The organism is Litchfieldella anticariensis FP35 = DSM 16096, from assembly GCF_000409775.1.
GTDB classification, from domain to species: Bacteria; Pseudomonadota; Gammaproteobacteria; order Pseudomonadales; family Halomonadaceae; genus Litchfieldella; species Litchfieldella anticariensis.
This window is the reverse complement of record NZ_KE332397.1, coordinates 1-25,149: the sequence shown is the minus strand read 5'-3', so window position 1 is coordinate 25,149 and position 25,149 is coordinate 1. Positions and strand designations below refer to the sequence as shown.

The following is a 25,149-nucleotide window of genomic DNA, read 5'->3' as shown; positions in this document are numbered from 1 at the left end:
TTACCTGGAACCTTTCTTCTTGGAGGGCGCGGCCTGCGGCTGTTTAGCCTTGGCGCGGACCTCTTCGATGCCCCCGAGGATTTCACCCTTGAAGATCCACACCTTGACGCCGATGACGCCGTAGGTGGTGTGAGCCTCGTAGGTGGCGTAATCGATATCCGCGCGCAGAGTGTGCAACGGCACCCGGCCTTCGCGATACCATTCGGTACGGGCGATTTCCGCGCCGCCGAGACGTCCGGAAAGCATCACCTTGATGCCGCCGGCGCCGAGGCGCATGGAGTTCTGCACCGCACGCTTCATGGCACGACGGAACATCACGCGACGCTCTAGCTGGCCGGCAATGTTCTGCGCGACGAGCTGGGCATCGAGTTCCGGCTTGCGGACTTCCTCGATGTTGACGTGTACTGGCACGCCCATCATCTGGGTGACGTCGCGACGCAGACGGTCGACATCCTCACCCTTCTTGCCAATCACGATGCCCGGACGAGCAGTGTGAATGGTGATACGTGCATTGTTTGCCGGACGCTCGATATGAATGCGGCTTACGGACGCATTCTTGAGGCGCTCCTCGAGGAAGCGACGCACTTCGAGGTCGTTATTCAGCTTGTCGGCATAGGCACCGCGTTCGGCGTACCACACCGAAGTGTGATCCTTGACAATACCCAGCCGAATGCCTGTTGGATTGACTTTCTGACCCATCTGGTCGACTCCTACTTCTCGGCTACCTTGACGGTGATGTGGCAGGTGCGCTTCAAGATACGGTCCGCGCGGCCTTTGGCGCGCGGCTGGATGCGCTTGAGCGTCATGCCCTCATCGACGCAGATGGTCGAGACACGCAGCTCGTCGATGTCCATGCCGTTATTTTCTTCCGCGTTCGCAATAGCGGACTGCAGCACCTTCTTGACCAGCTTGGCAGCCTTCTTCGGTGAGAAGGTCAGCAGGTCGAGCGCTTCGGCGACAGGTTTACCGCGCACCTGGTCAGCCACCAAACGGGCCTTCTGGGCGGATAAACGAGCGCCACGCAGCTTAGCTGTGACTTCCATCTCTCAATCCTCTCTGGCTTACCGTTTGGCTTTCTTGTCCGCCGCATGGCCGCGGTAGGTGCGGGTAGCAGCGAATTCGCCCAGCTTGTGGCCAACCATTTCCTCGGAGACGTGCACCGGGACGTGTTGGCGACCGTTATGGACCGCAATGGTGAGCCCGACCATATTGGGCAGGATCATCGAACGACGCGACCAGGTCTTGATCGGTTTGCGGTCGTTCTTTTCCACTGCAGCCTCAACCTTCTTCAGCAGATGAAGGTCAATGAAGGGACCTTTCTTCAGTGAACGTGGCACAGCCGTTACCTCTTAATGTCTTGGCGTTGGATCTCAGTTCCGGGCCTTGCGGCGACGAACGATCAGCTTATCGGTGCGCTTGTTCTTGCGGGTCTTGTGACCCTTGGTGGGCACGCCCCACGGAGTGACCGGATGACGGCCACCACTGGTGCGACCTTCACCACCACCATGCGGGTGGTCCACCGGGTTCATGGCGACACCACGAACGGTCGGGCGCACACCTCTCCAGCGCTTTGCACCGGCCTTACCAAGCTGACGCAGGCTGTGCTCGGAGTTGCTCACTTCACCGAGGGTCGCACGGCACTCGGCCAACACTTTGCGCATCTCGCCAGAGCGCAGGCGCAGGGTGGCATAGTTTCCTTCACGTGCAACCAACTGGGCACTGGCCCCGGCACTACGAGCGATCTGCGCACCCTTACCGGGCTTGAGCTCGATGCAGTGCACGGTGGAACCCACCGGGATGTTGCGCAGCGGCAGGGTATTACCCCGCTTGATCGCCGCGTTGACACCGGACTCGAGTGTGTCGCCAGCGCTCACGCCCTTGGGCGCGATGATGTAACGACGCTCGCCGTCCAGATACTTCAGCAGCGCAATATGGGCACTGCGGTTCGGGTCATATTCGATGCGCTCGACAATGGCGGGAACGCCATCTTTGGTGCGCTTGAAATCGACCAGACGATAATGGTGACGGTGACCACCGCCCACATGACGGGTGGTGATACGACCGTTGTTGTTACGCCCACCGGACTTGGACTGCTTTTCAAGCAGCGGCGCATAGGCCCGGCCCTTGTAGAGCTCGTCGCTAACGATCTTGACAACGTGGCGACGACCGGCGGATGTGGGTTTGGTCTTAACTACTGCCATGATCCGTACTCCTGCCCTTATTCGGCGCCAGAGAAGTCTTCGAGCGTCTCGCCCGCGGCCAGGGTCACGTATGCCTTGCGGTAACCCTTGCGCTGACCGACGCCATGTGCGGTGCGCTTGGTCTTGCCCTTCACGTTCAAGACCTGCACACGATCGACCTTCTTGCCGAACAAGGCCTGGACGGCCTGCTTGATTTCCGGCTTGGTCGCGTCACTAGCCACCTTGAAAACGTACTGGTTGTTCTCGGCGGCGAAGGCGGCCTTCTCGGTCACGTGCGGACCAAGCAGAACCTTGAATACGCGTTCCTGGTTCATGCCAGCTTCTCCTCGAATTTGCGCAGAGCGGAGACGGTGACCAGCACCTTGTCAAAGGCAACCAGACTCACCGGATCGGCGGCAGCGACGTCCACCACATCCACGTTGGGAATGTTGCGGGCAGCCAGATACAGCTTCTCGTCGACTTCCTCGGTAACGATCAGCACTTTCTCCAGACCGAGCTCCTTGAGCTTGGCAACGAGCTGCTTGGTCTTCGGCGCCTCGACGGAAATCTCGTCGACCGCCACCAGACGCTCCTGACGCACCAGCTCAGAGAGAATCGAGCGCATTGCCGCGCGATACATCTTGCGGTTGACCTTCTGCGAATGGTCCTGGGGACGGGCCGCAAAAGTCACACCGCCACTACGCCACAGCGGAGAACGGATGGTACCGGCACGCGCACGACCAGTACCCTTCTGACGCCACGGCTTCTTGCCACCACCACGCACGTCGGAACGATTCTTCTGGGCTCGTGTACCCTGACGACCACCAGCCAGATAGGCGGTAACGACCTGGTGTACCAGCGCCTCGTTGAATTCTTTGCCAAAGGTGGCATCGGACACTTCGACAGTACCGGCACCAGCGCCTGCAAGATTCAGATTCATCGGTCAACCCCCTCAGCGAGCTTTCACGGCAGAGCGCACGACGACGTCGCTACCCTGCGCACCAGGGACAGCTCCCTTGATGAGCAGCAGGTTGCGCTCGGCATCGACACGGACGACTTCCAGGCTCTGCACGGTGCAGCGGACGTTACCCATCTGACCGGCCATTTTCTTGCCCTTGAAGACACGACCCGGGGTCTGACACATGCCGATGGAACCTGGCGCGCGATGCGACAGGGAGTTACCGTGGCTGTTGTCCTGGGTGCGGAAGTTCCAGCGCTTGACAGCGCCTTGGAAGCCCTTGCCCTTGGAGGTGCCGGTCACATCGATCTTCTGACCAGCTTCAAAGAGGGATACGGTGAGTTCGCCGCCCACGTCCGGAGCTTCTTCGCCTTCAGCCAGACGAAACTCCATCAATGAACGACCGGCCTCGGTACCTGCCTTGGCAAATTGACCAGCTTGCGCCTTGGTCAGGTGCTTGGCCTTGCGGGAACCGGTTGTTACCTGCACCGCGCTGTAGCCGTCGCTTTCGACGGTCTTGACGCGAGTCACGCGGTTAGGCTCAACCTCGATCACGGTTACGGGCACGGATGCGCCATCTTCGGTAAAGACACGGGTCATCCCGGCCTTTTTACCGACCAAACCGATAGTCATGCTCAGTCTCCTATAGTGTACGGGGCTATCACCCGCTATGGCTGCCCTTTCCAGAGCATTCCACTAGCACATTGTGTGGCGCCATCCCGGCGCGGCGGCATCTGCCAGGCAGTTTGCCGCAAGTGTCTAGTGTGATATCAGTCGAGTTTAATCTGCACGTCCACGCCAGCGGCGAGGTCGAGCTTCATCAGTGCATCGACGGTTTTTTCCGTGGGTTCGACGATGTCGAGCACACGCTTATGAGTGCGAATCTCATACTGATCGCGCGCGTCCTTGTTGACGTGTGGCGAAATCAGGATGGTGTAGCGCTCACGGTTGGTCGGCAGCGGAATCGGACCGCGCACCTGAGCTCCCGTCCGCTTGGCGGTCTCAACGATTTCCGCAGCGGACTGGTCGATCAGGCGATGGTCGAACGCCTTCAACCGAATGCGAATCTTCTGGTTCTGCATTTGCCCTAAACTCCAATGGATGTCGACGGCGCGAGCCGTCTACCCACGCATTCAAAGGATGCGCATTATAGGCATGCCTGCCCCCCGAGTCAAACACATGGGGAAAACATGCGCAGAAAAGGGGGCTCCCACTGGAGCCCCCTTCGATCATCGGGCGAGCCTAAGGCTTACTGGATGATCTTGGAGACGACGCCAGCACCCACGGTACGACCACCTTCGCGCACGGCGAAGCGCAGGCCATCTTCCATGGCGATCGGCGCAATCAGGGTGACGGTCATCTTGACGTTATCGCCAGGCATGACCATCTCGACGCCTTCCGGCAGTTCACAGGTACCGGTAACGTCGGTGGTACGGAAGTAGAACTGCGGACGATAGCCCTTGAAGAACGGGGTGTGACGACCACCCTCCTCCTTGGACAGCACGTAGACTTCCGCTTCGAACACAGTGTGCGGAGTGATCGTGCCTGGCTTGGCCAGAACCTGACCACGCTCGACCTCGTCACGCTTGGTGCCACGCAGCAGGGCACCGACGTTCTCACCGGCACGACCTTCATCGAGCAGCTTGCGGAACATCTCGACACCAGTAACGGTGGTCTTGGTGGTATCGCGGATACCCACGATCTCCACTTCTTCACCGCTCTTGATGATGCCACGCTCGATACGACCGGTGACTACGGTACCGCGACCGGAAATAGAGAAGACGTCCTCGATCGGCATCAGGAACGGCTGATCGATGGCACGCTCCGGCTCCGGGATGTAGTCATCCAGGGCCTTGATCAGGTTAGCAACGGCGGTGGTGCCCATGCCGTTGTCGTCCTTACCTTCCAGAGCCATCAGGGCAGAGCCGATGATGATCGGAGTGTCGTCGCCCGGGAAGTCGTACTCGGACAGCAGTTCGCGGACTTCCATCTCGACCAGCTCGAGCAGCTCTTCATCGTCGACCATGTCGGCCTTGTTCAGGAACACGACGATGTAGGGAACGCCGACCTGACGAGACAGCAGGATGTGCTCACGAGTCTGCGGCATGGGACCATCGGCGGCGGAACAGACCAGGATCGCGCCGTCCATCTGGGCGGCACCAGTGATCATGTTCTTGACGTAGTCGGCGTGCCCCGGGCAGTCGACGTGCGCATAGTGACGCTGTTCGGACTGATACTCGACGTGAGCGGTGGCGATGGTGATACCGCGCTCACGCTCTTCCGGCGCGTTGTCAATGGAGTCGAACTGGCGCCACTCACCACCGAACACCTCGGCGGAGACACGGGTCAGGGCCGCAGTCAGAGTGGTCTTGCCGTGGTCGACGTGACCGATGGTGCCGACGTTGACGTGCGGTTTGGAACGTTCAAATTTTTCCTTAGCCACTGCTATAACCTCTTTACGTTAGCTAACGGTTATCCGTTCTGGTTGATGACGGCTTCAACGACGCTGGAGGGCGCCTCGTCGTACTTCGCAAACTCCATGGAGTAGCTTGCGCGGCCCTGGGTCTGAGAACGTAGATCGGTTGCATAACCGAACATCTCGCCCAGCGGCACCATTGCGCGGATGACCTTGCCCGAAGACGAGTCATCCATGCCCTGCACCAGACCGCGACGACGGTTCAGGTCGCCCATGACGTCACCCATGAAATCCTCGGGGGTCACGACTTCGACCTTCATCATCGGCTCCAGCAGCACGGCCTTGGCCTTCTTGGCACCTTCTTTGATCGCCATGGAAGCGGCGATCTTGAACGCGGTCTCGTTGGAGTCCACGTCGTGATAGGAGCCATCGTACAGCGTGACTTTGACGTCGATCATCGGGTAACCCGCGATGACACCGTTCTGCAGCTGCTCATAGGCTCCTTTCTCGACGGCCGGCACGTATTCCTTGGGAACCACGCCACCGACGATTTCGGACGCGAACTTGAAGTGCATGTCTTCGTCGTCGCCCTTGTCTGCCGCGGTCAGCGGCTCGATACGCAGCCACACGTGACCGAACTGACCACGACCACCCGACTGACGCACGAACTTGCCTTCCTGTTCGACGCTACCGCGAATGGTTTCGCGATACGCCACCTGCGGCTTGCCGATGTTGGCTTCGACCTTGAATTCGCGACGCATGCGGTCGACGATGATGTCAAGGTGCAACTCGCCCATGCCGGAGATGATGGTCTGGCCGGTTTCCTCGTCGGTCTTGACGCGGAACGACGGGTCTTCCTGAGCGAGCTTACCCAGTGCCACGCCCATCTTCTCCTGGTCGGCCTTGGACTTCGGCTCCACAGCCACCGAGATGACCGGATCCGGGAACTCCATGCGCTCGAGAACGATCTTGTTCTCGATGTCGCACAGGGTATCGCCGGTCGTCACGTCCTTGAGGCCGATACAAGCGGCAATATCACCAGCGTAGACTTCCTTGATCTCCTCGCGCGAATTGGAATGCATCTGCACGATACGGCCGACGCGCTCCTTCTTCTGCTTGACGGAGTTGTAGACGCTGTCACCGGACTTCAGCACCCCGGAGTAGACGCGAATGAAGGTCAGGGTGCCAACGAACGGATCGGTGGCGATCTTGAATGCCAACGCCGAGAAGGGAGCGCTATCGTCCGCTTCGCGGGTTTCGATAGTGCCGTCCTTATCGTCCAGCTCACCCTCGATGGCCTTGACCTCGGTGGGTGATGGCATGTACTCGATCACACCATCCAGAACGGCCTGCACGCCCTTGTTCTTGAACGCCGAGCCGCAGGTGACCAGCACGATCTCGTTGTCCAGCGTGCGACGACGCAGGCCTGCCTTGATCTCCTCGGCAGTCAGCTCGCCCCCTTCGAGGTATTTGTCCATCAACTCTTCGGACGCCTCGGCGGCGGCTTCTACCATCTCTTCACGATACTGCTCGGCGGTTTCGCGCAGCTCGTCGGGAATCTCGACCAAGTCATAGGTCATGCCCAGGTCGTCTTCGTTCCACAGGATGGCCTTCATGGTGATCAGGTCGACCACGCCCTTGAACTCGTCCTCGGCACCCCAGTTGATCTGGATCGGCACCGCATTGGCGTTGAGCCGCTCCTTGAGCTGATCGACGACCATGAAAAAGTCGGCGCCGGCACGGTCCATCTTGTTGACGAACACCATGCGCGGAACTTCGTACTTGTTAGCCTGACGCCAAACGGTTTCGGTCTGCGGCTGCACGCCCGAGCTGCCGCACAGCACCACCACGGCACCGTCGAGCACGCGCAGCGAACGCTCGACCTCGATGGTGAAGTCGACGTGCCCCGGAGTGTCGATGATGTTGATGCGGTGCTCATCGAACTGCTTGTTCATACCCTGCCAGAAGCAGGTCGTCGCCGCGGAGGTGATGGTGATGCCACGCTCCTGCTCCTGCTCCATCCAGTCCATGGTGGCAGCACCATCATGAACCTCGCCAACCTTGTGAGACAGGCCAGTATAGAACAGGACACGCTCGGTAGTGGTGGTCTTCCCGGCGTCGACGTGGGCAACGATACCGATATTGCGGTAACGCTTGAGTGGAGTCTTGCGTGCCACGTTGGAACTCCCCGTAGATTAGAAGCGGTAGTGTGAGAAAGCCTTGTTGGCTTCTGCCATGCGGTGCACGTCTTCACGCTTCTTCACAGCAGCGCCCTTGCCTTCGGCGGCGTCCAGCATCTCGCCGGCCAAACGCTGCACCATGGTCTTCTCACCACGGTTGCGGGCAGCGTCCACCAGCCAGCGCATGGCCAGCGCCTGACGACGTGAAGGACGGACTTCCACAGGCACCTGATAGGTGGCACCACCGACACGGCGTGACTTGACCTCGACCATCGGCTGGATGGCTTCCAACGCCTTGTCGAAGATGTCCAGCGGCTCTTCCTTGCTACGTTCGGCAACCCTATCCAGCGCACCATAGACGATGCGCTCAGCTACGGACTTCTTGCCACTGATCATCAGGTGGTTCATGAACTTGGCCAAACGCTCGCTTCCGAACTTCGGATCCGGAAGGATTTCGCGCTTAGCAGCAACTCTTCTTCTAGGCATGATAAGCCCTCAGTTAAAGGGTCCTTCAGGTAAACCCGAGACTCCCGCCCTCTGATAGCACTGCACTTGGACGACGCTCGACCTTACTCTTATCTGACCGTTTCGATACTGAATTGAACGAGAGGTCCCCGGCTTATGCCTTGGGACGCTTGGTGCCGTACTTGGAACGGCCCTGCTTACGGTTCTGAACACCAGAAGTGTCCAAAGCACCGCGGACGGTGTGATAACGCACACCCGGCAAATCCTTGACACGGCCCCCACGAATCAGGACCACGGAGTGTTCCTGAAGGTTGTGGCCTTCACCACCGATATAGGAAGACACCTCGTAACCGTTGGTCAGGCGCACACGGCATACCTTACGCAACGCCGAGTTCGGCTTCTTCGGGGTGGTAGTGTACACGCGGGTGCAGACACCGCGCTTTTGCGGGCAGGCCTGCAGCGCCGGCACGTCGCTCTTGACGACAGGGCGCTTGCGCGGCTTGCGCACGAGCTGATTGATCGTTGCCATGGTCTGTAGCTGACTCCAATGGTTGCCTTAGCCTTTTATAATGGGCATGGACGTACCCACCCCACTATTAAAGGCTGCGCATTCTACTGTCTCGTCGCAATCGCCGTCAAGGCCGGCGCCCCAGGGGCACCGGCCAAGATGACAATCGTTTAGATATCGTCGTCATCGGCATCGAGCGCAGTAAGCTGGGCGCCCAGCTCCTGCTCGACGTCGTAAGCCGACGGCTGGAGCGTGCGCTCGGCGTCTTCACGCTTACGCTTGCGCTCCGCGTGGTGGGTCAGGCCGGTACCGGCTGGGATCAGACGTCCCACCACCACGTTTTCCTTCAGACCGCGCAGGTAGTCACGCTTGCCGGTCACCGCCGCTTCGGTCAACACTCGTGTGGTCTCCTGGAAGGAAGCCGCCGAGATGAAGGACTCAGTGGCGAGTGACGCCTTTGTGATACCCAGCAGCAGGCGTTCGTACTTGGCCGGGAACCTTTCGTCCTGGACCAGTCGCGCGTTTTCCTCCAGCACTCTCACCAATTCGATCTGATCGCCAGTGATGAAGCTCGAGTCTCCCGCATCGGTGATCTCGACCTTGCGCAGCATCTGACGCACGATGACTTCGATGTGCTTGTCGTTGATGCCCACACCCTGCAGACGGTAAACCTCCTGCACTTCAGCTGTGATGTACTTGGCGAGCTCCGCGACACCCAGCAGACGCAGGATGTCGTGAGGATTGCTCGGACCGTCGGAGATCACTTCACCACGCTCGACCGTCTCACCTTCGAATACCGCGATCTGACGCCATTTGGGGATCAGCATCTCGAACGGATCACCGGACTCAGGGGTGATCGTCAGACGCCGCTTACCCTTGGTCTCCTTACCGAAGCTGACCACACCGCTAACCTCAGCGAGAATCGCTGGCTCCTTGGGTTTGCGTGCCTCGAATAGATCGGCAACACGCGGTAGACCCCCGGTGATGTCTTTGGTACCGGACGCTTCGACCGGAATCCTGGCGATGATTTCGCCGATGCCGATCTTCGTACCGTCGTCGACGGAAACGATGGCATTGCCGGGCAATAGATATTGCACAGGCGTGTTGGAGCCCGGCAGCGCTACATGTTCGCCGGCTTCGTTGGCGAGCATGATCATCGGCCGCTTGTCGCGCCCCGCTGCAGGGCGGGCTCCCGACTCGATCACCTCGATCGACGACAGGCCAGTCATCTCGTCCACACTACGGTGGATGGAGATACCTTCCTCCATGTCGATGTACTGCACCTTGCCCTCGACTTCGGCGACGATCGGGTGGGTGTGCGGATCCCACTTGGCCACTGCCTGACCTGCGTCAACCGCCTCACCATCCTTGACAGAGAGCTCGGCACCGTAGGGCAGCTTGTAATACTCGCGTTCGCGACCATGCTCGTCGGCCACTGCCAAGGCGCTGGAGCGAGATACCACCACCAACTTGCCGTCGGCACGCTCCACTGACTTGATGTTGTGCAGACGCACCCTGCCGCCATGCTTGACCTGAACGCTATCCACCGCAGAGGCACGCGATGCCGCACCACCGATGTGGAACGTGCGCATGGTCAACTGGGTACCCGGTTCCCCGATCGACTGGGCAGCAATGACACCTACGGCCTCGCCGATATTGACCTGATGCCCGCGCGCCAGATCGCGACCGTAACAGGACGAACACACGCCATGAGCGGTGTCACAGGTAATGGTACTGCGCACGACGATCTCATCGACACCCATGGTGTCGAGGTCAGCGCACCAAGCCTCATCAAGCAAGGTGCCCTTGGGTATCAGCACCTCGTCAGTAGCCGGATCGATGACATCCTGGGCCACGACACGCCCCAGCACGCGCTGCGCCAAGGAGACGATGATGTCGCCACCCTCGATGATGGGGTGCAGCGTCAAGCCCTCTTCGGTGCCACAATCGGTCTCGGTAATCACCAAGTCCTGGGCCACGTCAACCAAGCGGCGAGTCAGGTAACCGGAGTTAGCGGTTTTGAGTGCAGTATCCGCCAAACCCTTACGCGCCCCGTGCGTGGAAATGAAGTACTGCAGTACGTTCAGCCCCTCGCGGAAGTTGGCGGTAATCGGTGTCTCGATGATCGAGCCATCAGGCTTGGCCATCAGGCCACGCATCCCCGCCAACTGACGGATCTGAGCGGCACTACCACGCGCCCCGGAGTCAGCCATGATGAACACGCTGTTGAAGGAGTCTTGCTCTACCTCCTTACCTTCGCGGTCGATGACGGTTTCCTTGGAAATACCCGCCATCATCGCCTTGGCGACCTTGTCGTTGGCCTTGGACCAGATGTCGATGACCTTGTTGTACTTCTCGCCCGCTGTCACCAGGCCGGAGGAGAACTGATCCTCGATTTCCTTCACTTCATCCTCGGCGGCATCGACGATGCCTTTCTTGGACTCGGGGATGACGAAATCGTTAACGCCGATGGAAGCACCAGACCACGTGGCCAAGCGGAAGCCTGTGTACATCAGTTGGTCGGCGAAGATCACCGTCTCTTTGAGACCGGCGCGGCGATAGACCTCATTGATCAGCCTGGAAATCGCCTTCTTCTTCATCGGCTGATCGACCAACTCGAAGGGCGCACCCTTGGGCAGGATACGGAACAGCAGCGCACGACCAACGGTGGTGTCGAAGATCGAGTGTTTCTCGACCAGCTCACCGGCCTCCTCGTCGGGCAGATACTCGGTCAAACGCACCTTGACCCGAGCGTGCAGCGATACACTCTGGGTACCAAAGGCACGCTCGACCTCATTGAGGTTGGCGAACACCATACCCTCGCCCTTGGCGTTGATCTTCTCGCGCGTCATGTAATACAGACCCAGCACCACGTCCTGGGACGGCACGATGATCGGCTCGCCATTAGCCGGTGACAGCACATTGTTGGTGGCCATCATCAACGCCCGGGCTTCGAGCTGCGCTTCCAGGGTCAGCGGCACGTGGACCGCCATCTGGTCACCATCGAAGTCAGCGTTGTACGCGGCACACACCAATGGGTGCAGTTGGATGGCCTTGCCTTCGATCAGCAGTGGTTCGAAGGCTTGGATACCCAAGCGGTGCAGGGTCGGCGCACGGTTGAGCAATACCGGGTGCTCGCGGATGACATCGGCGAGGATATCCCACACTTCCGGCAACTCACGCTCGACCATCTTCTTAGCGGCCTTGATGGTCGACGCCTGGCCAGTGGTCTGCAGCTTGGAGTAGATGAACGGCTTGAACAGTTCCAGTGCCATCTTCTTGGGCAGACCACACTGATGCAGACGCAGGGTCGGCCCTACAGTGATCACCGAGCGGCCGGAATAGTCGACACGCTTACCCAGCAGGTTCTGACGGAAACGCCCCTGCTTGCCCTTGATCATATCGGCCAACGACTTCAGCGGACGCTTGTTGGAGCCGGTAATCGCGCGACCACGACGCCCGTTGTCGAGCAGGGCATCGACGGATTCCTGCAGCATGCGCTTCTCGTTGCGCACGATGATGTCCGGCGCATTGAGGTCCAACAGCCGCTTGAGACGATTATTGCGGTTGATCACCCGGCGATACAGATCGTTGAGATCCGAGGTCGCAAAACGGCCACCGTCGAGTGGTACCAGCGGACGCAAATCGGGCGGCAGCACCGGCAACACTTCCATGACCATCCATGCCGGGTCATTGCCGGACTTGCTGAAAGCTTCCAACAGCTTGAGGCGCTTGGACAGCTTCTTGATCTTGGTCTCGGAGTTGGTCTGCGGAATCTCCTCGCGCAGCCGATCGATCTCCTCATCCAGATCGATGTCCTTGAGCAGTGCCTGGACGGCTTCAGCGCCCATGCGTGCATCGAAGTCGTCACCAAACTCTTCCAGCGCCTCGAAATACTGCTCGTCGTTGAGCAACTGACCACGCTCAAGGGTGGTCATGCCCGGATCGATGACCACAAAGCTCTCGAAGTAGAGGACGCGCTCGATATCGCGCAGCGTCATGTCGAGGAACATACCGATACGCGACGGCAACGACTTGAGGAACCAAATGTGCGCCACTGGAGAAGCCAGCTCGATGTGGCCCATACGCTCGCGACGCACCGCGGCCTTGGTCACCTCTACGCCACACTTCTCACAGATGATGCCGCGATGTTTCATGCGCTTGTACTTGCCGCACAGACACTCGTAGTCCTTTACCGGGCCAAAGATCTTGGCACAGAACAGGCCGTCACGCTCCGGCTTGAAGGTACGGTAGTTGATGGTCTCGGGCTTCTTGACCTCGCCGTAAGACCAGGAGCGAATCATGTCCGGTGACGCGAGCGTGATCTTGATCGCGTCGAACTCTTCGGACTGTGCCTGCGATTTGAGGACTTTCACCAAATCTTTCATGGGTCGGCTCCGTAGCGGAGTTGTCATGGGCGGGGGTGGGAACAGCTCCACCCCCGCGGACCGTCATTCACAAGTACGTCGGGCGCTCAGCTTTCCAGCTCGATATCGATGCCCAGCGAACGGATCTCCTTCACTAGCACGTTGAAGGACTCCGGCATGCCCGCCTGCATGGTGTGGTCGCCATCGACGATGCTCTTGTACATTTTGGTACGACCTTCCACGTCGTCGGACTTGACCGTGAGCATCTCCTGAAGGGTGTAGGCTGCGCCATAAGCTTCCAGGGCCCAAACCTCCATCTCACCGAAGCGCTGGCCACCAAACTGCGCCTTGCCACCCAGCGGCTGCTGGGTAACCAGCGAGTAAGAGCCAGTGGAACGCGCATGCATCTTGTCGTCGACCAGATGGTTCAACTTCAACATGTACATGTAGCCCACCGTCACTGGACGGTCGAACGGTTCGCCGGTACGGCCATCGTACAGGGCCATCTGCCCGGACTCCGGCAGCTCGGCCAGGTTGAGCAGCTGCTTGATCTCATGCTCCTTGGCACCATCGAACACCGGTGAAGCCATGGGCACACCACCCTGCAGGTTCTTCGCCAGGGCAATGATCTCGTCATCGGAGAGCGAGTCGAGATCCTCGATGCGTGTACCGGGCGAGTTGTATATCTTGCCCAGGAATTCACGAATCTCACCCACCTGCTGCTCACGAGCCTCACGCAACATGCGCTCGATCTTCATGCCTAGGCCACGCGCCGCCATCCCCAAGTGGGTCTCGAGTACCTGACCGACGTTCATCCGTGATGGCACACCCAGCGGGTTGAGGACGATATCAACCGGCTCGCCGTTTTCATCGAAAGGCATATCCTCGACCGGCATGATGGCCGAGATAACACCCTTGTTACCGTGACGACCAGCCATCTTGTCGCCTGGCTGAATACGACGCTTGACCGCCATGTAGACCTTGACGATCTTGAGCACGCCCGGCGCCAAATCATCGCCTTGGGTGAGCTTGCGCTTCTTGTCTTCGAAGCGCTCGTCCATTTCCTTGCGGCGGTTCTCGAGCTGCTCATCAGCCTGGGCCAGCAGCTCGTTGAGCGACTCGTCCTGCAGACGCAGCTTGAACCACTGCTGACGCGGCAGTTCCTCAAGGTACTCGTCGCTGAGCACATCGCCCTTCTTGAGCTGAGGACCGCCATTGACCGCCTGTCCGGACAGGGTGCGCTTGAGACGTTCGAAGGTCGCATCTTCAGCGATACGATAGGTTTCCTGCAGATCCTTGCGCACTTCGTCGAGCTGCATTTGCTCGATGGCCAGAGCCCGAGAATCCTTCTCCACCCCATCGCGGGTGAACACCTGTACGTCAATCACGGTGCCACGCATGCCGGTTGGGGCACGCAGCGAGGTATCCTTCACGTCGGAAGCCTTCTCGCCGAAGATGGCACGCAGCAGCTTCTCTTCCGGAGTCAACTGGGTTTCGCCCTTGGGCGTGACCTTGCCTACCAGAATGTCACCAGGCCCAACCTCGGCACCGATGTAAACCACACCCGCCTCGTCGAGCTTGGACAACGCAGACTCACCCACGTTGGGAATATCCGAGGTAATCTCCTCGGCCCCCAACTTGGTGTCGCGCGACACACAGGTCAGTTCCTGAATGTGAATGGTGGTGAAGCGATCCTCCTGCACCACTCGCTCCGACACCAGGATCGAGTCCTCGAAGTTGTAGCCGTTCCACGGCATGAACGCGATACGCATGTTCTGACCCAGAGCCAGGTCGCCCATGTCGACGGACGGACCGTCAGCGAGAATATCGCCGCGCGCCACCGCATCACCGGGGCGCACGATGGGGCGCTGGTTCATGCATGTGTTCTGGTTGGACCGCACATATTTGGTCAAGTTGTAGATATCGACGCCAGCTTCACCGCCGATGATCTCGTCTTCGTTGACCCGCACCACGATACGCTTGGCATCGACCGAATCGATGACCCCGCCGCGGCGCGCCACGGCGCAGACACCAGAGTCACGCGCCACGAAACGCTCCATGCCGGTACCGACCAGCGGCTTGTCGGCGCGGAGAGTCGGCACTGCCTGGCGCTGCATGTTCGAGCCCATCAACGCGCGGTTGGCGTCATCGTGCTCGAGGAACGGGATCAGCGCCGCAGCCACCGACACCACCTGACGCGGTGACACGTCCATCAAGGTGACCTTGTCCGGCGTCATGAAGGTGGTCTCACCGCGGTGACGGACCTGTACCAAGTCATCGACCAGCTTACCGCTTTCGTCAACGGTGGCCGATGCCTGAGCGATGACGAAGTCACCTTCTTCAATGGCCGACAGGTGCATGACATCATCCGTCACCTGGCGATCCACGACCTTGCGATACGGGGTCTCGAGGAAGCCGTAGCTATTGGTGTGGCTGTAGGTAGCCAGCGAGTTGATCAGGCCGATGTTCGGCCCTTCTGGGGTCTCAATGGGGCACAGGCGCCCATAGTGCGTGGCGTGCACGTCACGCACCTCGAAGCCCGCCCGCTCACGGGTCAAGCCACCCGGACCGAGCGCCGAGACGCGACGCTTGTGGGTGACCTCGGACAACGGGTTGTTCTGGTCCATGAACTGAGAAAGCTGACTGGAACCGAAGAACTCCTTGACCGCCGCTGCTACCGGCTTGGCATTGATCAGGTCCTGCGGCATCAGGCCTTCGCTCTCGGCCATGGACAGACGTTCCTTGACCGCACGCTCGACGCGCACCAAGCCCACACGGAACTGGTTCTCGGCCATTTCACCGACGCAGCGAATGCGGCGGTTACCCAAATGGTCGATATCGTCGACATCACCGAAACCGTTGCGAATCGCGATCAGTTCCTTGAGCACATCGAGGATGTCCTGCTTGTCCAGCACCCCCGAGCCGGTGTCGCTCTCACGACGCAGACGGCGGTTGAACTTCATGCGACCGACACCGGAGAGATCGTAACGATCCTCGGTGAAGAACAGATTATTGAACAGCGTCTCGGCAGCCTCCTTGGTCGGGGGCTCGCCAGGGCGCATCATGCGGTAGATTTCCACCAACGATTCCAACTGGGTACGCGTGGTATCCAGCTTGAGGGTATCGGAGACGAAAGGCCCACAGTCGAGGTCGTTGGTGTACAACGTCTCGAGCGTAGTGATCCCCGCCTTGGCCAGCTTTTCGAGCAGGTCGGGGGTGACCTCGGTATTGCATTCACAGATCAACTCGCCGGTATTGGGGTCGACCTGATCCTTCGCCAAGATCTTGCCGAACAGGTACTCCATCGGCACCTCGAGGCGCTCGAGGCCCGACTTTTCCATCTGCCGGATATGCTTCTGGGTGATACGGCGACCTTCCTCGACGATCACTTCACCATCGACGTCCTTGATATCGAACGTCGCCGTTTCGCCACGCAGGCGTGACGGGACCAGATCCACCGAAAAACCAGACTGCTCGACATGGAAGGTGCTGGTGTCGAAGAAGGTGTCAAGGATTTCCTCGGCGCTCATGCCCAACGCACGCAGCAACACCGTAGCCGGCAACTTGCGGCGACGGTCGATACGCACGAAGACGTTGTCCTTCGGATCGAACTCAAAATCCAGCCAGGAGCCGCGGTAAGGAATCACGCGAGCAGAATAGAGCAGCTTGCCGGAAGAGTGACTCTTGCCCTTGTCATGATCGAAGAACACACCCGGGCTGCGGTGCAGCTGAGAAACGATGACGCGTTCGGTCCCGTTAACAACGAAGGTGCCGTTCTCGGTCATCAGGGGGATTTCCCCCATGTAGACTTCCTGCTCCTTGATGTCCTTGATCGCCTTGTTCGACGACTCCTTGTCGTAGATGATCAGGCGAACCTTGACCCGCAGTGGTGCCGAGTAGGTGACGCCCCGCAACTGGCACTCCTTGACGTCGAACGCCGGGGTGCCAAAGCGGTAGCTGACATACTCGAGAGCGGCATTGCCTGAAAAGCTCTCGATCGGAAACACGGACTTGAAGGCGGCATGCAGACCGACCTCGAGCCTCTCTTCCGGCGCACGATCCTGCTGGAGAAAGTCGTAGTAGGAATCAAGCTGGATGGCCAGCAGGTAAGGCACATCCATCACTTGGGGCAGTTTGCCGAAATCCTTGCGGATGCGTTTTTTCTCAGTGTATGAGTAAGCCATCTGTATTCCCCAGCTTGTTCACCATGGGTGACCGATGCGTGTCGGCGCCACCGAACGGATTCGACTCCGTCAGGCGCTGACGGCAAGCCCTCTTTGAGAGCTCGCCGTCGGAATTCGACTAGCGGCTAGACCACAATGGTCGCCGGCTAGTAACAACAGAAAAAGGCCGGCAGCGGGCATCCCGCCACCAGCCGTGGAAGCTTACGCAGCGCGCAAAGCCTTGGGACACAAGGGTTACTTGAGCTCCACAGACGCGCCAGCTTCTTCCAGTTTCTTCTTGGCTTCCTCGGCATCGTCCTTGGACATGCCTTCCTTGATGGTCGCCGGAGCACCGTCGACGGCACCCTTGGCTTCCTTCAGACCCAAGCCAGTGATCTCACGAACCACCTTGATCACGTTGACCTTCTTGTCGCCAGCGGCGGTCAGCACCAGGTCAAACTCGGTCTGTTCCTCGACAGCTTCGCCAGCGGCAGCCGGACCAGCCACGACGGCGGCAGCGGCGGAAACGCCGAACTTCTCTTCCATCGCAGAAACCAGCTCAGCGACTTCCATCACGGACATGTCGGCGACGGCGTTGATGATGTCTTCTTTGGTCAGTGCCATTTTCGTATTCCTAAACTTTGCGGAGCCTTGCAGCCTGAAGGGCAAGGGCTCGGTGTATCAGTAGCGCGTGCGCTGAAGCAATCTTCCGCCGCTCAGGCGGCTTGTTCCTGCTTCTGGTCGCGCAACGCAGCGAGGGTACGAACCAGCTTGCCGGCAGAAGCTTCCTTCATGACGGACATCAGCTTGGCGATCGCCTCATCGTACGTCGGCAGAGTTGCCAGCCGATCAAGATCGGACGCCGGGATGAACTCACCTTCATAGGCCAACGCCTTGACTTCGAAGTCCTTCTGCGTCTTGGCAAATTCCTTGAACAGACGGGCGGCAGCACCCGGATGCTCATAAGAGAAAGCCAACATCGTCGGACCCGAGAAAGTCTCGTCCAGGCACTCCCAAGGAGTACCTGACAGGGCGCGGCGTGCCAATGTGTTGCGGACAACACGGATCTGCACGCCATTCTCGCGAGCCTGTTTGCGCAAGTCGGTCATTGCGCCAACGGCCACACCGCGAGAATCGGCAACTACAACGGAGAGAGCGTCCTTGGCGGCTTCACTGACCTCGGCAACGATTGCCTTCTTGCCTTCGAGAGCTAGTGCCACTGTGTTCACTCCTTCGTGCCGGGGCAACTGCGTAACGAATACACTGCAAACCCCGGTGGTTACCATCTGCCCTTCACCACGCGGCGAAGGACTCTTGGGTGATGGTGCACACCAGCGCACTGGCGGCCACACCATCTGCGCAGGCATTCCCCAGAGGGAAGATTAAGCCACCCTGCCTTTGGAAGGGCGGCACCTGCGGTCTTTGACGGTGCCCCGCCTGCACTTGTCAAAACAGCGCACGGGGACCGCAAAGTTACTGCCTATTGCCCACCAATCACACAAAAGCGCTGTGATCGACGGTAATACCCGGACCCATGGTAGTGGACAGGGTCATTTTCTTGAAGTAAATGCCCTTGGAAGTGCTCGGCTTGAGCTTCTTGAGGTCGCTTACCAGCGCCTCCAGGTTGCCGCGAATGGCAGCCGCATCGAAGTCGACCTTACCCAGGGTGGTATGAATGATACCGTTCTTGTCGGTACGGAAACGTACCTGGCCTGCTTTGGCGTTCTTGACCGCGGTTGCCACATCGGGCGTCACGGTACCGACCTTGGGGTTCGGCATCAGGCCGCGCGGCCCAAGGATCTGCCCCAACTGACCGACGACACGCATGGCATCCGGTGAAGCGATGACCACGTCGAAGTCGAGTTGCCCTTTCTTGACCTGCTCGGCCAAGTCGTCCATGCCGACGATATCAGCACCGGCTTCCTTGGCGGCATCGGCATTGGCGCCTTGGGTAAATACGGCCACGCGCACATCCTTACCGGTACCATTGGGCATCACGGTAGCGCCACGCACGACTTGATCGGATTTCCGCGGATCGACGCCGAGATTGATAGCAACGTCCAAGGACTCCTTGAAGTTGACCTTGGAAATCTCAGCGAGTAAAGCAACGGCCTCATCGATAGGATAGACCTTGGAGGCATCGACCTTTTCGCGGATCATCTGAGCGCGCTTGGACAATTTAGCCATGATCAGAGGCCCTCCACGTTGAGGCCCATGCTACGGGCACTACCGGCGATGGTACGCACGGCAGCATCGAGATCGGCAGCCGTGAGATCCGGCTCCTTGGTCTTGGCGATCTCCTCGAGCTGCTCGCGAGTGACAGTACCGACCTTCTTCTTGTTCGGCTCACCCGAGCCGGACTTGATACCAGCGGCTTTCTTAAGCAGGACAGCTGCAGGCGGCGTCTTGGTGACGAAGGTGAAACTACGGTCTGAATAGACAGTGATCACCACCGGCGTCGGTAGACCGGGCTCAATCTCCTGGGTTGCTGCGTTGAACGCCTTGCAGAACTCCATGATATTGACACCGTGCTGACCCAGTGCGGGGCCGACGGGGGGACTCGGGTTGGCTTTACCCGCTGCAACCTGCAGCTTGATATAAGCCTGTACTTTCTTGGCCATGATGGACTCCAGTTGGGTAGTAGCGCCTTTCGGCTCCCCGGATTAATCGAGCCGCCTCGGCGACTCGAGTGATGAATTGCGTTATGCCAAGCCCAGACTCACTCTTTCTCGACTTGAGAAAACTCCAACTCGACGGGCGTCGCTCGCCCGAAGATCAGCACGCTGACCTGTAGACGATTCTTGTCGTAGTTGACCTCTTCGACGACACCATTGAAATCAGCGAAGGGGCCATCAACGACACGCACAGACTGCCCTGGCTCGAACACGGTCTTCGGGCGTGGCTTGTCTGTACCATCCTGAACACGGCGCAGAATGGCATCGGCTTCCTTCTGGGTAATCGGTGCCGGTTTTTCCTTGGTCCCACCAATGAACCCCATGACGCGAGGTGTTTCATTAACCAAGTGCCAAGTAGCATCATCCATCTCCATCTCGACCAATACATAGCCGGGATAGAACTTGCGCTCACTCTTGCGGCGTTTGCCGTCACGCATTTCGACGACTTCTTCGGTAGGCACCAGAATCTCGCCAAAGCGATCTTCCATGCCATACATCTTCACGCGCTCAATGAGAGAGCGCATGACATGCTTTTCGAAGCCAGAGTAGGCATGCACGACATACCATCGCTTGGACATGGAATCTCCTAACCAATGACGCCGGACATCGCCCAGCCAAGAAGGGTGTCGATTAGCCATAGCATAAGACCGACCACTAGCACGGCCACCAGCACGATAGCGGTGGTCTGCACAGTCTCAGGACGGGTCGGCCACACAACACGCTGAATTTCCTTGCGCGCGCTACGAGCCAGCTCAACCAGACTACGCCCCTTGGCAGTGGTCAGCGCCACCACGGCGGCCAGAGCGCATACTGCCACCACTCCCAGCACACGGTAGAGAATGGCCTGATCGGCAAAATAAGAATTACCGACGACAGCAACCACCAGGAGAGTGACGACAACCACCCACTTGAGCCCGTCGTGGCGCGACTCCTGCACCTCGGCGTTATGTTTCATGAAAACGAGACTCCTCAGGGTGCAGCAATCGAAACATGACAGTATATGAGATCTCGCCAGCCTGGGGAAGACTGGCAGGCCAGGAGGGAATCGAACCCCCAACCTGCGGTTTTGGAGACCGCTGCTCTGCCAATTGAGCTACTGGCCTATACAACGCCTGCGCACGCCTTTTGCAGGCAACCCGCGCAACAGCGGGCGCTATCATAGCGGATACACGCCCCACTGACAACCCCGGCAGTACCGGGAAAGAGAAAAGGCGAGCCACCGCTCGCCTCAGATTGCTGACAAAGTCCTGGCCCTTCGGCCAGGACTTTGTTGTTATTAGGGAATGCTAAAAGATCCCGGTCCTACCCAACACGAGCTGGAGATGGTCACGCTGGAAGAGCTGGTGCCTTCCGATCATCTGCTCCGGCGCATCGATGCCATCATCGACTTCTCCTTTATCCGCGACGAGACCCGTCACTTGTACTGCGAGGACAACGGTCGCCCCGCGCTGGATCCCGTTCTCCTGTTCAAGGCGCTGTTCATCGGCTACCTGTTCGGCATTCGCAGCGAGCGCCAGCTCGTCCGCGAGCTTCAGGTGAACGTGGCCTATCGCTGGTTCCTGGGCTTGCGTCTGACCGACAAGGTGCCGGACGCCTCGACCTTCAGCCAGAACCGGCGCCGGCGGTTCCGTGACAGCGATATCGCGCAGCGACTGTTCGATCATGTGGTGGAGCAGGCGATGCAACAGGGCCTGGTGGGCGGTCGTGTCCTGTACACCGACAGCACCCACATCAAGGCCAATGCCAATCGCCGTCGTTTCACGATGCAGGAGGTGGAGACGACACCGCAGGCCTATCTGGCAGAGCTGGAAGAGGCGGTGGTCGCCGATCGGGAGGCTCACGGAAAAAAGCCGCTGCCGCCTCGTCGAGAGGCGGAACCCGAGCCCACCGCCAAGAAGATCAGTGATACCGATCCCGACAGCGGCTACATGGTGCGGGAGGGCAAGCCCAAGGGGTTTTTCTACCTGGATCACCGAACGGTGGATGGCAGGCACGCCATCATCACCGATGTGCACATCACGCCCGCGAGCGTGCACGACAGCGTGCCCTACCTGGAGCGGCTGGATCGCCAACGCCGACGCTTTGGATTCGATTTGGCCGCCGTTGGGGTGGACGCCGGTTACTTTACCGCCGCGATTTGCCAAGGGTTGGAGAAGCGCCAACTTTACGGTGTGATCGGTTATTGTCGGCCCAGCAAGCCGAAAGGCATGATGCCGAAACGCCTCTTCGTGTATGACGCCGATCAGGACGGTTACCGCTGTCCAGAAGGCCAGACGCTGCGTTATGCGACTACCAACCGGGAAGGCTATCGTCATTACCACTCGGACCCGGTCTGGTGCCGGGAGTGCCCACGCCTAGCGACTTGCACACGCAATCAACACTACCGCAAGACGGTGACTCGCCACGTCTGGGAAGACGCCAAGGAGCGGGTGGGGAGCCGCCGGCTGGAGCCGGTAGGCAAACGAATTTACGAGCGCCGCAAGGAGACGGTGGAGCGCAGCTTCGCAGATGCCAAGCAACTCCATGGGTACCGCTATGCTCGCATGCGGGGAATCGCTGGAATGCGAGAGCAGGCCTTGCTCTGTGCGGCAGCGCAGAACCTCAAGAAAATGGCCTTGGCGGCCTGAGAGGGGCCCGGTCGTCGAATTTTCCTTCCAGCGACACCTTCAGGAAGCCCCATACTCGCTTGAGAGCGCCATTTTCTGCCTCTCGAGAGATAAATCGTGTTGTAGCGCTCCCTTCCGTCGCGAGCAAAGAACGCGAGCGTAGAAACACAAACCCCGCAAAAAATGCGGGGTTCGTCAGCAGTCTGAGGCGAGCCACCGCTCGCCTTTTTTCAATTTGGAGCTCATGGACGGATTTGAACCGTCGACCTCACCCTTACCAAGGGTGTGCTCTACCCCTGAGCTACATGAGCGCAACACCTTGCAAGATCTGGAGCGGGTAGCGGGAATCGAACCCGCATCATCAGCTTGGAAGGCTGAGGTTCTACCATTGAACTATACCCGCCTACCCACTTCCGCAGCCGAACTAGCAAAAGCGTCTCGGCAAAACTGGTGGAGGGGGAAGGATTCGAACCTTCGAAGCTTTCGCGGCAGATTTACAGTCTGCTCCCTTTGGCCACTCGGGAACCCCTCCAACTGGCGGCACATTCTACCGCTTTTCACAGCACTGTCAAGCGCTTATCTCAACTTCCCGGAATCATTCCCGGCGGCACTACTGCTGCGAACGCGCGAAATTGTGTCAAAGCATCATCGAGAATGCAAGCCCGGCGCGAATTTTTTCCAGCGCCACTGGAGCCGGCACCCGTGGCGCTCCCGACATACGTCCAGCACGTTCGGCAGCAGTCAACGGAAAGCAAGCTTCAAGGCCGCCATAGACCATATCCGGCCATACCGCATGAGGTACCCGAATGCCTCGAGACACGACCCTGGCGTCACCGCCGGTCAATAATAACGGCAAGGCTACGCCCTCACGGTCGCACACCTCGCTGTAGATACGGTTGACGGCGCTGACTGCCGCCATGTAAATGCCATGATTGACCGCCTCGACGGTATTCTTGCCAGGCGCTAGAAGTTCATCAGCTTCGCTGTCTGGGTCGATCGCCACATTGCGCGTCCCCAACTGGAGACTCTCTTTCATCAAACGCAAACCCGGCAGGATATACCCCCCCAGATGTCGACCACCGGGGAGGACAAAGTCGATGGTGATCGCACTGCCACAATCCACACTGCAACACCCACCCGCCAACTGATAGCTGGCCAAAGCCCCCATCCAGCGGTCCACCCCCAAGCGACTCGGTTCTTCATAGCCATTGGTGACACCGAGAGCCTCGGCTGTGGAGCGGGCCACGTAGACCGCCCCGACCTGGCGGCGCAACAGCCCTACCGTTTCACGCAGCACCGTCTGTCGCGCCACACTGGATATGCGAACCGCTTCGACGACATCCAGATCAGGAATATCCGACCCGGGACGCCATTCCTCACGCGTCCAGACCGCTCCACGAGAGCGAATCTCGCTGCTGGCAGTATCCTTGAGACGCCATTTCGACAGCGTATTGCCAATGTCGAGATCCAGAATCATGAGCGTCCACGCAAGCTAATCTCTCCACCGGCAAGCCGTTCAACGCCTGCACGGGTATGTACCAGCAGATTACCTGCCGCATCCACACTGTCGACCTCTGCCGTGTATCGGCTTGGCCCCTGGATGACCTCCACCTCTTTTCCGGCATGAGCGTTTCGCTGGTTCCAGGGTGACTGCCAGGGAGCGAACCCCTCTGCCTCGAAACGAGCCAACAATGTCAGCAACGCCTCGACAAGTTCGGACGCTAACTGATTGCGCGAGAGTTCCGGCAGTTCATCGTGCACAGCCGCAACCGGCTGGTCGATCTGTGCACGAATGGCCTCCGGTAACGAGACATTGATCCCTAATCCCACCACAACTTCGCAGGGGCCTGCTACATCTCCACTTATTTCCAGCAAGATGCCAGCCAGCTTCCGATAAGAGTGGTGCCGCTCCACCAAGATGTCATTTGGCCATTTCAATGCCACTTGCATGCCATGTCGTTCCAGCACCTCGGCAACGACAACCCCCACTGCCAGGCTCAGCCCCTCCAAAGCGGCCGCACCGCTCTCGAAACGCCAACCAATGGACAGCAGCAAGCCGTGCCCCCAAGGGCAGGCCCAGCCTCGACCTCGGCGCCCACGGCCGGCGCTTTGACTCTCAGCCAGGCAAACTTCACCATGGCCAGCACCTTGCTCGAAGCGTTCACGCAGATACAGATTGGTCGAAGGTAAGGCCTCCTCAACGAACAGCCTGGCCAAATGACGACGCCCATCACGTGACAAGTTGGAAACGATCGCTGGTCCGTCAAGCAGCTCAAGAGGCTCAGCCAACCGATAGCCAAGTCCCTTGACAGCCTCCAGCGGTATATCCATGGCCTCGAGCTTCTTGAGTTGCTTCCATATCGCTGTACGCGATACGCCAAGGCGCTCCCCCAACTGCTCGCCAGAGTGGAAGTCACCATCGCTCAGCAAGCGAATCAGGTCACCGATGGTCATGACAATTGCCCCAGCCGGGAAAAGCCCTATTCTAGCGGATGGAAGCCAACGCCGGGAACGCTCGCGACCAAAGTGGCGGCTTGCAGGGACTCGAATCCGCCTGAAAATCTTCGGCCCAACGCAAAACCCCCCAGCCTCTGTAAGGCTGGGGGGTCGGAAGAAGTGCCTGACGATGAC

At 59.3% G+C, this 25,149-nt stretch carries 23 protein-coding genes and 4 tRNA genes; 1 reads left to right on the top strand and 26 read right to left on the bottom strand.

Translation table 11 applies throughout. From position 1 onward, the window contains the following. The 21 genes from rpsC to L861_RS23000 form a co-directional block, all read right to left on the bottom strand. Nucleotides 1-699: a 30S ribosomal protein S3 gene (gene rpsC, locus L861_RS23100; protein ID WP_016419086.1), complete on the bottom strand. Its 699-nt coding sequence runs from the start codon at nt 697-699 to the stop codon at nt 1-3. Between the two features lie 11 nt (nt 700-710). After that, nucleotides 711-1,043, bottom strand: a complete 333-nt coding sequence (gene rplV, locus L861_RS23095) for a 50S ribosomal protein L22 (protein WP_016419085.1) — start codon at nt 1,041-1,043, stop codon at nt 711-713. An 18-nt stretch (nt 1,044-1,061) separates the two neighbouring features. After that, entirely contained in the window at nt 1,062-1,337 is a 276-nt protein-coding gene (gene rpsS / locus L861_RS23090) for a 30S ribosomal protein S19 (RefSeq protein WP_009098993.1), read from the bottom strand. 33 nt (nt 1,338-1,370) lie between these two features. After that, nucleotides 1,371-2,201 carry a 50S ribosomal protein L2 gene (rplB, locus tag L861_RS23085; protein ID WP_016419084.1) on the bottom strand — a complete coding sequence of 277 codons (831 nt, stop codon included), beginning with the start codon at nt 2,199-2,201 and terminating at the stop codon, nt 1,371-1,373. Between the two features lie 17 nt (nt 2,202-2,218). Beyond that, nucleotides 2,219-2,515, bottom strand: coding sequence for a 50S ribosomal protein L23 (rplW, locus tag L861_RS23080; RefSeq protein ID WP_016419083.1), 297 nt, complete (start codon nt 2,513-2,515; stop codon nt 2,219-2,221). Next, entirely contained in the window at nt 2,512-3,120 is a 609-nt protein-coding gene (gene rplD, locus L861_RS23075; protein WP_016419082.1) for a 50S ribosomal protein L4, read from the bottom strand. The genes rplW and rplD overlap by 4 nt, the downstream gene beginning before the upstream one ends. A 12-nt stretch (nt 3,121-3,132) precedes the next feature. After that, on the bottom strand, nt 3,133-3,771 hold the full coding sequence (gene rplC / locus L861_RS23070) for a 50S ribosomal protein L3 (RefSeq protein WP_016419081.1): 639 nt from the start codon (nt 3,769-3,771) through the stop codon (nt 3,133-3,135). A gap of 137 nt (nt 3,772-3,908) precedes the next feature. Continuing rightward, the gene (gene rpsJ, locus L861_RS23065) at nt 3,909-4,220 is read right to left on the bottom strand and encodes a 30S ribosomal protein S10 (protein WP_016419080.1); all 312 of its coding nucleotides are present in this window, start codon (nt 4,218-4,220) and stop codon (nt 3,909-3,911) included. A gap of 167 nt (nt 4,221-4,387) precedes the next feature. Further along, on the bottom strand, nt 4,388-5,581 hold the full coding sequence (tuf, locus tag L861_RS23060) for an elongation factor Tu (RefSeq protein ID WP_016419079.1): 1,194 nt from the start codon (nt 5,579-5,581) through the stop codon (nt 4,388-4,390). Between the two features lie 29 nt (nt 5,582-5,610). Then, nucleotides 5,611-7,731 (bottom strand): elongation factor G, encoded by a 2,121-nt coding sequence (fusA, locus tag L861_RS23055; RefSeq protein ID WP_016419078.1) that lies wholly within the window; start codon nt 7,729-7,731, stop codon nt 5,611-5,613. A gap of 18 nt (nt 7,732-7,749) precedes the next feature. After that, complete coding sequence (gene rpsG, locus L861_RS23050; RefSeq protein ID WP_016419077.1) at nt 7,750-8,220, bottom strand: 30S ribosomal protein S7; 471 nt, start codon at nt 8,218-8,220, stop codon at nt 7,750-7,752. Between the two features lie 133 nt (nt 8,221-8,353). After that, nucleotides 8,354-8,728 carry a 30S ribosomal protein S12 gene (gene rpsL, locus L861_RS23045; RefSeq protein WP_016419076.1) on the bottom strand — a complete coding sequence of 125 codons (375 nt, stop codon included), beginning with the start codon at nt 8,726-8,728 and terminating at the stop codon, nt 8,354-8,356. Between the two features lie 149 nt (nt 8,729-8,877). Next, nucleotides 8,878-13,095 carry a DNA-directed RNA polymerase subunit beta' gene (rpoC, locus tag L861_RS23040; protein ID WP_016419075.1) on the bottom strand — a complete coding sequence of 1,406 codons (4,218 nt, stop codon included), beginning with the start codon at nt 13,093-13,095 and terminating at the stop codon, nt 8,878-8,880. A gap of 86 nt (nt 13,096-13,181) precedes the next feature. Next, nucleotides 13,182-17,258: a DNA-directed RNA polymerase subunit beta gene (gene rpoB, locus L861_RS23035; protein WP_016419074.1), complete on the bottom strand. Its 4,077-nt coding sequence runs from the start codon at nt 17,256-17,258 to the stop codon at nt 13,182-13,184. Nucleotides 17,259-17,492: 234 nt separating this feature from the next. Then, the gene (gene rplL / locus L861_RS23030; protein ID WP_016419073.1) at nt 17,493-17,861 is read right to left on the bottom strand and encodes a 50S ribosomal protein L7/L12; all 369 of its coding nucleotides are present in this window, start codon (nt 17,859-17,861) and stop codon (nt 17,493-17,495) included. 92 nt (nt 17,862-17,953) lie between these two features. Next, entirely contained in the window at nt 17,954-18,457 is a 504-nt protein-coding gene (gene rplJ / locus L861_RS23025) for a 50S ribosomal protein L10 (RefSeq protein ID WP_016419072.1), read from the bottom strand. Between the two features lie 274 nt (nt 18,458-18,731). Then, entirely contained in the window at nt 18,732-19,424 is a 693-nt protein-coding gene (gene rplA, locus L861_RS23020; RefSeq protein ID WP_016419071.1) for a 50S ribosomal protein L1, read from the bottom strand. Nucleotides 19,425-19,426: 2 nt separating this feature from the next. Further along, nucleotides 19,427-19,858: a 50S ribosomal protein L11 gene (gene rplK / locus L861_RS23015; RefSeq protein WP_016419070.1), complete on the bottom strand. Its 432-nt coding sequence runs from the start codon at nt 19,856-19,858 to the stop codon at nt 19,427-19,429. A 98-nt stretch (nt 19,859-19,956) separates the two neighbouring features. After that, the gene (gene nusG / locus L861_RS23010; protein WP_016419069.1) at nt 19,957-20,490 is read right to left on the bottom strand and encodes a transcription termination/antitermination protein NusG; all 534 of its coding nucleotides are present in this window, start codon (nt 20,488-20,490) and stop codon (nt 19,957-19,959) included. A gap of 8 nt (nt 20,491-20,498) precedes the next feature. Next, a complete protein-coding gene (gene secE, locus L861_RS23005) occupies nt 20,499-20,867 on the bottom strand; it encodes a preprotein translocase subunit SecE (RefSeq protein WP_016419068.1) in 369 nt (122 codons plus the stop codon). 72 nt (nt 20,868-20,939) lie between these two features. After that, nucleotides 20,940-21,015 (bottom strand) — tRNA-Trp (locus L861_RS23000). A 180-nt stretch (nt 21,016-21,195) separates the two neighbouring features. On the opposite strand from L861_RS23000, the gene L861_RS22995 reads away from it, so the two are divergent. After that, nucleotides 21,196-22,539, top strand: a complete 1,344-nt coding sequence (locus L861_RS22995; RefSeq protein ID WP_035568093.1) for an IS1182 family transposase — start codon at nt 21,196-21,198, stop codon at nt 22,537-22,539. A gap of 215 nt (nt 22,540-22,754) precedes the next feature. Here the strand turns inward: L861_RS22995 and L861_RS22990 are convergent. The 5 genes from L861_RS22990 to L861_RS22970 all read right to left on the bottom strand — a co-directional run bounded on the left by L861_RS22990 (nt 22,755) and on the right by L861_RS22970 (nt 24,972). Continuing rightward, nucleotides 22,755-22,829 (bottom strand) — tRNA-Thr (locus L861_RS22990). Between the two features lie 18 nt (nt 22,830-22,847). Continuing rightward, a tRNA-Gly gene (locus L861_RS22985) sits at nt 22,848-22,921 on the bottom strand. 45 nt (nt 22,922-22,966) lie between these two features. Beyond that, nucleotides 22,967-23,050, bottom strand: a tRNA-Tyr gene (locus tag L861_RS22980). 105 nt (nt 23,051-23,155) lie between these two features. Continuing rightward, nucleotides 23,156-23,995: a type III pantothenate kinase gene (locus tag L861_RS22975; RefSeq protein ID WP_016419067.1), complete on the bottom strand. Its 840-nt coding sequence runs from the start codon at nt 23,993-23,995 to the stop codon at nt 23,156-23,158. Then, on the bottom strand, nt 23,992-24,972 hold the full coding sequence (locus L861_RS22970; RefSeq protein ID WP_016419066.1) for a biotin--[acetyl-CoA-carboxylase] ligase: 981 nt from the start codon (nt 24,970-24,972) through the stop codon (nt 23,992-23,994). Before L861_RS22970 ends, L861_RS22975 begins: the two co-directional genes overlap by 4 nt. Nucleotides 24,973-25,149 lie beyond the last annotated feature (177 nt).

Bases quoted from the DNA above. Each gene is read 5' to 3' on its own strand.
- rpsC (WP_016419086.1), bottom strand. From the start codon at position 699: ATGGGTCAGAAAGTCAATCCAACAGGCATTCGGCTGGGTATTGTCAAG.
- rplV (WP_016419085.1), bottom strand. From the start codon at position 1,043: ATGGAAGTCACAGCTAAGCTGCGTGGCGCTCGTTTATCCGCCCAGAAG.
- rplB (WP_016419084.1), bottom strand. From the start codon at position 2,201: ATGGCAGTAGTTAAGACCAAACCCACATCCGCCGGTCGTCGCCACGTT.
- rplW (WP_016419083.1), bottom strand. From the start codon at position 2,515: ATGAACCAGGAACGCGTATTCAAGGTTCTGCTTGGTCCGCACGTGACC.
- rplD (WP_016419082.1), bottom strand. From the start codon at position 3,120: ATGAATCTGAATCTTGCAGGCGCTGGTGCCGGTACTGTCGAAGTGTCC.
- rplC (WP_016419081.1), bottom strand. From the start codon at position 3,771: ATGACTATCGGTTTGGTCGGTAAAAAGGCCGGGATGACCCGTGTCTTT.
- rpsJ (WP_016419080.1), bottom strand. From the start codon at position 4,220: ATGCAGAACCAGAAGATTCGCATTCGGTTGAAGGCGTTCGACCATCGC.
- rpsG (WP_016419077.1), bottom strand. From the start codon at position 8,220: ATGCCTAGAAGAAGAGTTGCTGCTAAGCGCGAAATCCTTCCGGATCCG.
- rpsL (WP_016419076.1), bottom strand. From the start codon at position 8,728: ATGGCAACGATCAATCAGCTCGTGCGCAAGCCGCGCAAGCGCCCTGTC.
- rpoC (WP_016419075.1), bottom strand. From the start codon at position 13,095: ATGAAAGATTTGGTGAAAGTCCTCAAATCGCAGGCACAGTCCGAAGAG.
- rpoB (WP_016419074.1), bottom strand. From the start codon at position 17,258: ATGGCTTACTCATACACTGAGAAAAAACGCATCCGCAAGGATTTCGGC.
- rplL (WP_016419073.1), bottom strand. From the start codon at position 17,861: ATGGCACTGACCAAAGAAGACATCATCAACGCCGTCGCCGACATGTCC.
- rplA (WP_016419071.1), bottom strand. From the start codon at position 19,424: ATGGCTAAATTGTCCAAGCGCGCTCAGATGATCCGCGAAAAGGTCGAT.
- rplK (WP_016419070.1), bottom strand. From the start codon at position 19,858: ATGGCCAAGAAAGTACAGGCTTATATCAAGCTGCAGGTTGCAGCGGGT.
- nusG (WP_016419069.1), bottom strand. From the start codon at position 20,490: ATGTCCAAGCGATGGTATGTCGTGCATGCCTACTCTGGCTTCGAAAAG.
- secE (WP_016419068.1), bottom strand. From the start codon at position 20,867: ATGAAACATAACGCCGAGGTGCAGGAGTCGCGCCACGACGGGCTCAAG.
- L861_RS22995 (WP_035568093.1), top strand. From the start codon at position 21,196: ATGCTAAAAGATCCCGGTCCTACCCAACACGAGCTGGAGATGGTCACG.
- L861_RS22975 (WP_016419067.1), bottom strand. From the start codon at position 23,995: ATGATTCTGGATCTCGACATTGGCAATACGCTGTCGAAATGGCGTCTC.
- L861_RS22970 (WP_016419066.1), bottom strand. From the start codon at position 24,972: ATGACCATCGGTGACCTGATTCGCTTGCTGAGCGATGGTGACTTCCAC.